Genomic DNA, 11,657 nt, shown 5'->3' on the forward strand with positions numbered 1-11,657 from the left:
CGTGCCGGGGCAGCGGGACAAGCCCCCTGCCCCGGAGTATCCACGGGGTTTGTTGGAGTGCGCGCAGGGCGCGCGGCCTGTGTTCCCGTCAGGGAACCCGAAATCAATGCCGGATCAGGTAATCGAACGCGGACAATGCCGCCTTGCTGCCCTCACCCATGGCGATCACGATCTGCTTGTACGGCACGGTGGTGGCATCGCCGGCCGCAAACACGCCTTCGACGCTGGTTTCGCCGCGCGCGTCGATTTCGATTTCGCCGCGGTTGGTCAGCGCGACTGCGCCTTTCAGCCATTCGGTGTTGGGCACCAGACCGATCTGCACAAAGATGCCTTCCAGCGGCACGGTGTGGTCTTCGCCGGTGTCGCGGTTGCGATAGACCAGGCCGGTCACCTTGTTGCCGTCGCCCTCCACCAGGGTGGTCATTGCCGATACGTGGATGGTGACATTGGGCAGGCTGCGCAGCTTTTTCTGCAACACCGCATCGGCGCGCAGGATGCTGTCATATTCGATCAGCGTCACGTGCGCGACAATCCCGGCAAGGTCGATCGCGGCCTCTACCCCCGAATTGCCGCCACCGATCACCGCGACGCGCTTGCCCTTGTACAACGGGCCATCGCAATGCGGGCAATAGGCAACACCGCGGTTGCGGTATTCGTCTTCGCCCGGCACGCCGATCTGGCGCCAGCGCGCGCCGGTCGACAGGATCACGGTTTTTGCGCGCAGGCTGGCGCCATTTTCCAGCTCGACCGTGGCCAGACCGTCGCCATTGGCGGCGCGAAAGCCCACTGCGCGCTGCAGGTTCATCACGTCAACTTCGTAATCCCTGACGTGCTGTTCCAGCTGCGCGACCAGCTTTGGCCCTTCGGTATGCGACACCGAAATGAAATTTTCGATGCCCATGGTGTCCAGCACCTGCCCGCCAAAGCGTTCAGCCACCACACCGGTGCGAATGCCCTTGCGCGCGGCATAGATTGCCGCCGCCGCGCCTGCGGGTCCGCCACCGACCACCAGCACGTCAAACGGTTCCTTGGCCGCAATCTTTTCAGCATTGCGGGCAACCGACCCGGTATCGAGTTTGGCGACAATCTGCGCGAGGTCCATACGGCCCTGCCCAAACGGTTCACCGTTCAGGAACACCGCCGGCACGGCCATGATCTGGCGGCGCTCCACTTCGTCCTGAAACAGCGCGCCATCGATCGCGACATGGCTGGCATTGGGGTTGAGCGCAGCAATCATGTTAAGCGCCTGCACCACATCCGGGCAGTTCTGGCAGGTCAGCGAAAAGAACGTTTCGAAATGCAGCGGGCCATCCAGCGCGCGCACCTGGTCCAGCAATTCCGCGTCTTCCTTGGGCGGGTGTCCACCCACGTGCAGCAGCGCCAGGATCAGCGAGGTGAATTCGTGCCCCATTGGCAGCCCGGCAAACACCGCTTCGGACCGTGGCTGACCCGCATCGTCGAAATCGGCGCGGATGGCAAAGCTGGGACGGCGCGCATCGGTGCCATCAAACCGGGCGGTGATCTTGTCGGACAACACCGCCACTTCTTCGACCAGCGCGCGCGTGTCGGCCGATTTGGCATCGCTGCCCAGGCTGGCGACCAGTTCGATCGGCCGGCGCAAGTTGGCGAGGTACGCCTTCAACTGGGCGGTGGTGGCAGCATCGAGCATGGACATGGGCGTTACTCTCGGACGGGGGGCGGGCATGGGGAACAGAGCATGGGGAACAGAGCATGGGGAACAGGAGCGCAAGCGCGCAACGGCAGTCAAGCCGACGCAACGGTCACCCCGTGCGCAGCGTCAAACAGGCAAAAGTCATTGGCAAAGTTGGCGGACGGCGACGCGAAGGGCTTAGCGCCGCCGTCCGGCCGGCCCGGCCGGTCCGCGCATTGGGGGGGATGCGGACCGGCCGGGCAAACGTGGTATCAATTCAGATGGTTATGATCAGATCTTGCCAACCAGGTCGATCGACGGGGCCAGCGTGGCATCGCCTTCTTCCCACTTGGCCGGGCACACTTCGCCCGGGTGCGCGCGGCCATACTGTGCGGCCTTGATTTTGCGCACCAGTTCAGATGCGTTGCGGCCCACGCCTTCGGGGTTGATTTCCACGAGCTGGATGGTGCCATCGGGATCGACCACAAAGGTGCCACGGTCGGCCAGCCCGCTATCGCGCAGGATGTCGAAATTCTTTGACAGCGTATGGTTCTGGTCACCGACCAGGTAATAGTTGATCTTGCCGATCGCGGGGCTGCTGTCGTGCCAGGCCTTGTGGCTGAAATGGGTGTCGGTCGACACGCCGAACACTTCGACGCCCATGCCCTGCAGTTCGGCATACTTGTCGGCCAGGTCTTCCAGTTCGGTCGGGCACACAAACGTGAAATCGGCCGGATAGAAGAAGAACACGGCCCATTTGCCGGCGATGTCGGCCTCGGTCAGGCCGACGAATTTGCCCTGGTGATAGGCCGTGTTTGCAAACGGCTTGATGGTGCTGCCAACGATCGACATGAAGCTAGGTCCTTTGTTTGTCACCCCGGTGGGGTATGGTGGTAATCCAGTGGTTGGGTAAATAGGGATTGCCGTCGCCCTTTGCCAATGATCAATTCCGCCCGTATTGATCGCGTTTATCGATTAGTCTGCGACAGGCGCCGGATATCCCGCCGGAACCAGCATGGACATTGCGCATTGCAACCTTGCGACACGCCGGTTTTGGTGCTGATCCCAATCAAATTGCAAAAACTGCAATCACGACCGGGCAAGTTGCACTTGAAAGCAGGTCGCTCTGCCCCCACTTGGCCATTAAACAGAACGAAGTCGTTCCATTTATAGCACTTCCGGCCCACCGAAGTATCGCCCCACCGGCCACACCGCCCATTCAGGACCCCGCATGACCACCCAGCCCGACCCATCCCCGCCGACAGCAACCGCGCCCGACAACCGGCCCCGCAACCGCCGCATCGGCCGCATTGCGCTGGTCGCGCTGGCACTGGGTGCTGCCTATGGCGTCTATGCCACGGTCGGCTATCTCGACCACGGCCAGTTTGTGCAGGAAACCGACGACGCCTATGTCAAGGCCGACGGTGTTACTGTCAGTTCCAAACTGTCGGGCTATGTCCGCACCGTCCAGGTCGCCGAAAACCAGCCGGTCAAGGCCGGCGACGTGCTGGTCGAGGTTGATCCGACCGATTATCGCATCCGCCTGGCGCAGGCCAGCGCGCAGGAAAACCTGGCGCGCGCGGGCGAAGCGACCACCCGTGCCAGCATTGCCGAGGCGCAGGCCGGCGTGGCGCAGGCCGATGCCGCGCTGACCACGGCGCAGCGCGATCTGGCCTTTGCCACTGGCGAAGTCGCCCGCTATCGCCCGCTGGTCGCGGCCGGGTCGGAACCGAAACAGATGCTGGACCAGATGGCCGCCAACCGTGACAAGGCGGCAGCGAATGTTGCCGCGCAGACGGCTGCGGTCATGGCCGCACGCGCCAAATATGCCGCCGCACAGGCGCAACTGGGCCAATCCGGCGCGCAGATTGCGTCCGCTGCGGCACAGCGTGACGCGGCACAGACCGATCTGGCCACCACCCGGCTGACCGCCGCAGTGGCGGGCACGGTGGCGTCATCATCGGTGCGGATCGGCCAGTTTGTGCAGCCAGGGCAGCGGTTGATGACCATCGTTCCGGTCCAGGCCATCTATGTCGAGGCCAATTTCAAGGAAACCCAGATCGGGCTGATGCGCCCCGGGCAACCCGCGACGATCCTGGTCGATGCACTGCCCGGCGTGCCGTTCCATGGCCATGTCGACAGCATTACGCCGGGTACCGGCGCAACATTTTCGCTGGTCCCCGCCCAGAACGCCACCGGCAATTTCACCAAGATCGTGCAGCGCGTGCCGGTGCGCATCCGGCTGGACGCCGGGCCAGAGGCGCGCCGCGTGCTGGCGCCGGGGCTGTCGCTGCGCGTGGAGGTCGATACCAAGTCTGCCCGCGATGCGATCAACCGCATCCGTGACGAGGAAAAGCGGAACGCCAAATGACCGCCGTCACCGCCACCCCGTCATCGCCAGTCGCCCCGCGCGTAACCACGCCAATGGTCAGCGGTCGCGCGCCGAACGCCGATCTGACCGCATGGCTGGCGGTGGTCGCCGGCGCGATCGGCGCGCTGATGGCGACGCTGGATATTTCGATCGTCAATTCATCACTGCCCACCATTCAGGGCGAAATCGGCGCCTCATCGACCGAGGGGACGTGGATCGCCACCGCCTATCTGGTGTCGGAAATCATCATCATCCCGCTGACCGCGTGGCTGGAACGGATGTTCGGGCTGCGGCGGTTCCTGCTGGTGATGGCGGCGCTGTTCACGCTGTTTTCGATTGCCTGCGGGCTGTCCACCAATCTGACCGAAATGATCATCGGCCGCGTGGGCCAGGGCTTTACCGGCGGGGCGATGATCCCCACCGGCATGACCATTATCGCCACCCGCCTGCCCCGGCATCAGCAACCGGTGGGGACCGCGTTGTTCGGATCGACGCTGATCATGGGGCCGGTGATGGGCCCGCTGCTGGGTGGCTGGCTGACCGAAAATTACAGCTGGCACTATGCCTTTTTCATCAACATCCCGGTCTGTGCGATCCTGATGACGTTTCTGCTGGTCGGCCTGAAACCCACGGCGATGAAGCTGGACGAGCTGAAAAACGCCGACTGGCTGGGCATTGCCGGGCTTGCTGCGGGCCTGGGCGGGCTGACCGTGGTGCTGGAAGAAGGCAACCGCGAACAGTGGTTTGAATCCGCGCTGATCTGGAAATTGAGCGCGGTCACGCTGATCGGCTTTGTGATGATCGGGCTGGGGCAGATCTATGCCAGGCGCCCGGTGATCAAACTGGCGCTGTTGCGCAACCGCGCATTTGCATCGGTGTTTGTGCTGGGGCTGCTGATCGGCGCGGTCCTGTACGGGACATCCTATGTCATCCCGCAGTTCCTGGCAGCGATTGCCGGTTACAATGCCCAGCAGGCCGGCGGGATCGTGTTTCTGTCGGGCATCCCGGCGGCAATGATGATGCCGCTGTTTCCGCTGCTGGTGGCGCGGATTGACCTGCGCGTGGCGGTGATGGCCGGCATGCTGCTGATGGCCGGATCGTGCTGGTTTGATACCACGCTGACCGTGCAATCGGATGGATCGGATTTCTATCTGTCGCAACTGATGCGCGGGCTGGGTCAGGCGCTGTCGATGTTGTTCCTCAACCAGGCGGCGATCGCCAGCGTCAAACCGAACGAGGCGGGCGATGCGTCCGGGCTGTTCAACGCCGCGCGCAACCTGGGCGGATCGATCGCGCTGGCGCTGCTGGCCACGCTGCAGGACCGCCGCATGGAATTTCACCACTGGACGCTGTTCAGCGCGGTACGCGCCAACGACACCGGGGTGCAGGACTGGGTCAATAGCCAGGCCGCAACCTATGGTGCGGGCGATGCCGGCACGATGGGTGCGCTCCACGCGATTGACCAGACCGTGTTGCGCCAGGCGCTGGTGATGAGTTTTACCGACGAATTCGTCGCGCTGGCCTGGGCGATCGCGATCGTCATTCCGCTTGTCCTGCTCCTGCGCCCCCTGCCCCGGGGCCACCACCAGATGGCGATGCACTGATGTCTGTTTTCCTGAACCCGATCCGCCTGGGCCTGTTGCCGCTGACCGCGCTGGTGCTGACCGGCTGTGCCACCACCGATCGCAACTGGCATGGCCCGGCGCAGCGTGCGCCGGTGGCGGCGGCGCGCGCCAGTTATTTGCGCGCGCCCGTCGATACCCGGGCCACTGCGCCCGCTGCACACTGGTGGGAAGCGCTGGGCGATCCCGTGCTGAACGCGATCGAGGCGCGCGCGCTGATCGGGTCGCCCGATCTGGCCGCCGCGCAGGCGCGCATTGCCCAGGCGCGCGCCACGCTTGATGGCGCACGCGGTGCCGGCGCACCCAGCGCCAGCGTCAGCGCGCTGGCGGCCGAAGCCTCACTGCCAGCCGCGCTGCTGGGGCGCAGCGGTCGCCTGTCGGAACAGGTCTACGCCGACAATTTTCAGGCATCGTGGGAAGCCGACCTGTTCGGCGCCAACCGCCGCCGGACCGATGCGGCCGGAAAACGCGCCGAGGCCAGCGTGGCGGCGGCGGGCGATGTGGCAGTGGCATTGTCGGCGCAAGTGGCGCGGGCATACGTGGATCTGCGCCAGCAACAGGCCGTCGCAGCGCTGCTGGACCGGCAGGTCGATGATGATCAACAGGCGCTGGTCCATGCGCAGAACCGGCTGGCGGGCGGCACCGCGCCGGCGCAAAATGTCGAAAATGCTGCGACTGTGCTGGCCCAGACCCGCATCGATCTCGCCCAGACCCGCGCCCAGATCACCATTCTGGGCGATCAGCTGGCGGTGCTGACCGGGGCGGAACCGGGCGCGCTGGATGCGCTGGTGGCGGCACCCGCGCCGGTGCCGCAAGTGCCCGCGACAATTGCCGTTGGCGATCCGGCCCAGCTGTTGCGCCATCGTCCCGATATCCGCCAGGCCGAAGCGTTGCTGGCGGCAGCGAACGCCGATGTGAACGCGCGCATGGCCGACCGGTTTCCCAAAGTCAGCTTTACCGGCATTCTGGGGCTTGGTGGCACCAGCGTGACCGACGCGTTCACCCCCGCCAGCCTGATCGCGCTGATCCTGCCGCAGATCAAATGGTCGCCGATCGATGGCGGGCGATCAAAGGCGCTGGTGCGCGGCGCACAGGGCGCACGTGATGAGGCAGAGGCCAATTACCAGGCGCGCGTGCTGACCGCGTTGCAGGATGCCGAAAACGCGCTGACCCGGTTCGGCAGCCAGCGCATTGCCGTCGCGCGGTCGCTGGAACAGCGCGACGCGGCCGACCGCGTGGCAAAATTGCAGGCTGGCCGTGCGGCGGGCGGCACGGTATCGCGCGCCGATGCGGTGCTGGCAGCGCGGCAGGCCTTGCGCGCGCAACTGGGTGCCCTGGCCGCGCAGGCGCAGCTGATCACCGATTTCATCGCTGTCGAAAAGGCGCTGGGGCTGGGCTGGGACCAACAATGAACCGGTTTCGTTCCGTTTATAGTGGCTTGACCATGGCCAGAATTCGGGCAGACTTCTCCCCACAAAAGCCCTTAAGGGATATAGGTGGGACGGATGAGCTGGGTAAACGCGAACTGGGCAACTTCGGATTGGGTTTCGGATATGGGCCGCCGCTTTTTGCAGGCCTATACCGAAGGGTTGGCGATGAGCTGCCCGATGCACCGGTCGGATATGGACAGCGACATGGCGGCATCCGTCGGCATGATGGCCGCGGCCATCGACCAGTCGCAGGCTGATGTCCGTGGATCGTTCCGCCCCGAATACGCCCAGCACGGCCAGGAGCCAGTCCACCATTGATGGATCGGCTAGTGATGGTTCGGGTGCCGCAGCGCCCGTGACAGATTTGTCGGATCAGGGCGCGATCGTTGGCGAAGCTGATGTGTTGCTGCCGTCCGATGCCCACACCGCCGACTGTGATACCCCGACCATCCGCCGTGGGCGGCCATCGGTGGCAGAGGCAGAGGCCCTGTCCGGCCGCATCCTGGATGCCAGCTGGGACGTGCTGCTGATCGGCGGGTTTGAAAATTTCACCTTTGATCGCGTCGCACGCCACGCCCACATCGGCAAGGCGACGATCTATTCGCGCTTTGCCGGCAAGTTTGAGCTGATGCAGGCGCTGCTGTTGCGGCGGATCGATCAGCGTAACGATTATCTGTCGCAACAGGGGTCTGATCTGCCGCTGGAACAGGCATTCCGGCTGCGCGCGGGCGAAGTCATGAAAATGCTGTTTTCGCCCGACGGGGTGCTGATGGACCGGCTGATCGACTGGCTGGACCAGGAATCCGGCACGGGCCAGCAGATGCTTGGCAGTGCCTATCGCAGCGCCATTGAAACGATATCGGCACAATTGCTCAAGCGCCGCGATGCCGATGCACCACTGGTGGCCGATGTGACGGTGGCGGCGCGACTGTGGGTCGAAGGGTTGATCGGCCACGCCCGGCTGGCCAATACCGAAGGCGCCGCATCACCCGCCGAAATCGAACGCTGGGCCGCGGATTACACGCGGTTCTATTTCGCGGGCCTGCGCGCGATGCATCAACCGGGCTGAACTGCTCGCAGTTTCAAATCCGTTTCACAATTCGTGCCGGGCCGGGTTATGTTTGCGCCGTCTGCAACCATGCCTGGAAAGCTTTGATCATGGCCGCCAACAGCCCCTGGAACTATGCGCGCAACCCTTCGCTGACCGACGATATCGATTTTGCGATTCGCGGTCACGACTTGCAATTTGTCGAAATCGAGCTCGATCCGGGCGAAAGCGCGGTCGGCGAAGCAGGCGCGATGGTGTGGAAAGACGCGAGTGTCGACATGACCACGGTGTTCGGCGATGGTTCCGAAAGCGCCGACGCCGGGTTCATGGGCAAATTGCTGGGCGCGGGCAAGCGGCTGTTGTCGGGCGCGACGATGTTCACCACCGTGTTTACCCACAATGGCACCGGCAAGGCGCGCGTGGCCTTTGGCGCGCCGGTCCCGGGCACCGTGCTGCCGATCCGGCTGGCCGATCTGGGCGGCACGCTGATCTGCCAGAAGGACAGCTTTTTGTGCGCGGCGCGCGGCGTATCGATCGGCATCGCGTTTCAACAGCGGATCATGACCGGGCTGTTTGGCGGCGATGGCTTTGTCATGCAGCGGCTCGACGGCGATGGCTGGGTGTTTGTGCAGATGGGTGGCACGCTGATCGAACGTGAACTGGCGCCAGGCGAACAGATCCATGTCGATACCGGCTGCCTGGCCGCGCTGACACCGTCAGTCACCTTTGACGTCATCACCACCGGCGGGGTCAAATCGATGCTGTTTGGCGGCGAAGGCGTGTTTTTTGCGCGGCTGACCGGGCCAGGCCGGGTGTGGATACAGTCGCTGCCGTTTTCACGACTGGCCGGGCGCATGCTGGCGGCGGCCATGCCGGCCGGCGGTGACCGGCGCGGTGAAGGTGGCGTGCTGGGCGCGTTTACCTCGTTTATCGAACGCGATTGATCGAAAGGGGTGCGTGCGTGCGGCCGCATCGCCGCACGCACGCCCGATACTCAGAACTTCACGCGGGCGGTAACGCCATAAGTGCGGGGATCACCCAGCTGGCCGGCAATCAGCCCGGTGCTGCCCGGCGCCACCGCCAGCTGCTGAAAGTAATTGACGTCAAACGCGTTGCGCACCCAGCCATAGATGTCAAAGCCGGTGTCGGCGCGAAAACCGGCGCGGAAATTGGTCAGCGCGTAACCCGCGACCCAGGTATAGGCCGATGGCGATGCGTTGGATGAAAACGCGGTGCGATAGCTGCCATCAATCCCGGCATAAAGCTCGCCACCATGGCCCAGCAGTTTGGCCGGCACATTGGCCTCTGCCCCATAGGACAGCGTCAGTTTGGAAATTCCCGGCATGCGCAGCCCGGAAATATCGCAGGTCACCGGGCTGACCCCGCCAACCGTGCCGGGGGCCGATGGCGTCTGTCCGGCGGTCGGCGTGCTGCCGCCCGACAGTTCGGGCGGGCACGGCGCATTGGGAAAGCGCACATATTTGCCATCGTTGTAGGCGCCGTTGAAATAGGCGTTCACGCGCGGATCGGGCCGCACGCTGATGTCCCATTCCACCCCCTGCACCCGCACAAACGGCGCAGAATCGACATACCCGCGCAGCGCACCCTGCTGGCCGTTGTTCACGATCGCCTGATAATTGTGGATTTGGGTGCGGAACGCATCGACGTTGAACGTGGCGCGGCGGCCAAAGAACTGCGTCTTGATCCCCGCTTCAAAGTGATCGACGCTTTCGGGTTTCACCGTGTTGTATTGCGACAACGGCACGCCGTTGGCATCGGCGGGCACGCCATTGAGGTTGATCCCGCCCGATTTGAACGTGTGCGCATAGGATGCATAGAGATGGATGTCGCGCGTTACGGCATAGCTGGTGGTCAGGTCATACGACACATTCCACGCGCTATAGGTTGATGCGATGGATTCGGGTGCCAGCTGCGACAGCTGTGCGATCTGCGCCGCGGTGTTGTTTGGCGCGAACTGCACGGTCGCCCCCGTCGCGTCGGTGATCACCGCATTGTAAGTCCCTTTTTTCCAGTCATAGTTCAGCCGCAAGCCAGGCTGGATCGACAGGGCATCGGTCACTTTCCACGTCAGCTGGCCATAAAGCGCGGCGCTGGCGTTATCGAGACCGATCAGCGTGGTCGACGTCAGGCCGTTCAGGCAGCCGGAGTTATAGCAATCACTGGCCTTTGCGCTGGGTTTCAGCAGCCATTTGCTGGCCGCAGCGCCCTGCACCTGCAACCCCTGAACATGCACTTTCTGATCAAACGCATACAGACCGATCGTAAAATCGACCTTGCGCCCTTCGTGGCTCAACCGCAGTTCCTGCGAAATCTGGTGCTGCTGCGACGGATTGGCCGACACGGGGGTGATCGGCAGACCGGTATAATCGCGGTCGTTGGACGGTTCCCAATGCCAGAAACGCCACGCGCTGATCGACGTGATCTTGCCGATGCCGGTTTCCAGTTCGCCCTTCAGCGATACGCCGCCCACCTCGTTGAGCGCCTTCAGCGGCGTATCAAGATCGGCGATTCGTGCGGTCGGGTCGGTGTGCGGCACATAGCCGAGCGTGGCGGCCAGCGCGCCAAACTGGCGGTTGGCGGCGCGTTGGGTAGTACCGACACGGGCATAGACAAACCCGCAGCATTCGGGGTTCTGCCGGTTCCAGTCCGCCGCCAACGTGACGCTCAGCGCATCAGACGCCTTCCACAGCAGTTGTGCGCGCCCGCCCAGGTTCTGCTGCGCATTGATCTTGTGCCCGGTAGTGGCGTTGAAAACATTGCCATCACGGTTGGTTGACGACACTGCCAACCGCACCGCCACGGTCTTGCTCAGCGGGCCGGAAATCGCGCCCTTGAACTGATAGAACCCTTCGTTGCCGGTCGATCCTTCGGCACGTGCGGTAAAATCAAAGCTGGGTTTGCGCGTGGTGATGTTGACCGCGCCGGCGGTGGTGTTCTTGCCATAAAGCGTACCCTGCGGCCCGCGCAGCACTTCCACGCGATCGACATCGAGGAAATCGAGCGTGGCCGCGGCCGGGCGCGCATAGTACACATCATCGACATAGACCCCCACGCCCTGTTCGATGCCATCGTTGGTCAGGCCGAGCGTGGCCCCCAGCCCGCGAATGTTGAGCGAGGTGTTGCGCGGGTTCTGTGAATAGAATTGCACCGTCGGGGTCATTTGCTGCACGCGGTCAATGTTGAACGCACCGGTGCGGTCGATGTGTTCACCGCCCAGCACCGACAGCGAGATCGGCACCGACTGCGATGTTTCGGCACGATGGCGTGCCGTCACCAGAATGATGTCGTCGCCGGTTTCGGGCGGGGTTTCGGCCGTTGTTGCGGGCGCCGCGACCGGCACCTCTGCCGGCGCGGCAAGCGCAGGATTTGCGGCAATCAACGCCAGCGGCGCAGCGGCAAAAGCATAGCGAAACTGCATCAATGTTTTCCCTTTGAACATGCAAAACGACTGGAGCGCGAAGTGATTGCCTGCCTTGGGGATCGGAATTGCGGGGGTCGCGCAAGCGGGCGCGCA

General features: G+C 63.9%; 9 protein-coding genes. 6 read left to right on the forward strand and 3 right to left on the reverse strand.

Annotated features, from left to right (window positions below):
* Positions 1–103 precede the first annotated feature (103 nt).
* Together ahpF and ahpC are read right to left on the reverse strand one after the other, a co-directional pair.
* A complete protein-coding gene (ahpF, locus tag ABWP89_RS02945; protein WP_353227200.1) occupies positions 104–1,669 on the reverse strand; it encodes an alkyl hydroperoxide reductase subunit F in 1,566 nt (521 codons plus the stop codon).
* A 273-nt stretch (positions 1,670–1,942) separates the two neighbouring features.
* Positions 1,943–2,503 carry an alkyl hydroperoxide reductase subunit C gene (gene ahpC / locus ABWP89_RS02950; RefSeq protein WP_353227094.1) on the reverse strand — a complete coding sequence of 187 codons (561 nt, stop codon included), beginning with the start codon at positions 2,501–2,503 and terminating at the stop codon, positions 1,943–1,945.
* A gap of 379 nt (positions 2,504–2,882) precedes the next feature.
* Between ahpC and ABWP89_RS02955 the strand changes: the two genes are divergently transcribed.
* The 6 genes from ABWP89_RS02955 to ABWP89_RS02980 all read left to right on the forward strand — a co-directional run bounded on the left by ABWP89_RS02955 (position 2,883) and on the right by ABWP89_RS02980 (position 9,066).
* Positions 2,883–4,022 carry an HlyD family secretion protein gene (locus ABWP89_RS02955; protein ID WP_353227096.1) on the forward strand — a complete coding sequence of 380 codons (1,140 nt, stop codon included), beginning with the start codon at positions 2,883–2,885 and terminating at the stop codon, positions 4,020–4,022.
* Positions 4,023–4,075: 53 nt separating this feature from the next.
* On the forward strand, positions 4,076–5,626 hold the full coding sequence (locus ABWP89_RS02960) for an MDR family MFS transporter (protein ID WP_353227202.1): 1,551 nt from the start codon (positions 4,076–4,078) through the stop codon (positions 5,624–5,626).
* Entirely contained in the window at positions 5,626–7,056 is a 1,431-nt protein-coding gene (locus ABWP89_RS02965; RefSeq protein ID WP_353227098.1) for an efflux transporter outer membrane subunit, read from the forward strand. Before ABWP89_RS02960 ends, ABWP89_RS02965 begins: the two co-directional genes overlap by 1 nt.
* Before the next feature lie 93 nt (positions 7,057–7,149).
* Positions 7,150–7,392, forward strand: coding sequence for a hypothetical protein (locus tag ABWP89_RS02970; protein WP_353227100.1), 243 nt, complete (start codon positions 7,150–7,152; stop codon positions 7,390–7,392).
* A gap of 37 nt (positions 7,393–7,429) precedes the next feature.
* Complete coding sequence (locus tag ABWP89_RS02975) at positions 7,430–8,143, forward strand: TetR/AcrR family transcriptional regulator (RefSeq protein ID WP_353227102.1); 714 nt, start codon at positions 7,430–7,432, stop codon at positions 8,141–8,143.
* Positions 8,144–8,232: 89 nt separating this feature from the next.
* Positions 8,233–9,066 carry an AIM24 family protein gene (locus tag ABWP89_RS02980; protein WP_353227104.1) on the forward strand — a complete coding sequence of 278 codons (834 nt, stop codon included), beginning with the start codon at positions 8,233–8,235 and terminating at the stop codon, positions 9,064–9,066.
* Between the two features lie 50 nt (positions 9,067–9,116).
* Here the strand turns inward: ABWP89_RS02980 and ABWP89_RS02985 are convergent, their stop codons facing one another.
* Positions 9,117–11,561: a TonB-dependent receptor gene (locus ABWP89_RS02985; RefSeq protein WP_353227106.1), complete on the reverse strand. Its 2,445-nt coding sequence runs from the start codon at positions 11,559–11,561 to the stop codon at positions 9,117–9,119.
* Positions 11,562–11,657 lie beyond the last annotated feature (96 nt).

Origin of the sequence: Novosphingobium sp., assembly GCF_040398825.1 — a bacterium.
Lineage (GTDB): Bacteria > Pseudomonadota > Alphaproteobacteria > Sphingomonadales > Sphingomonadaceae > Novosphingobium.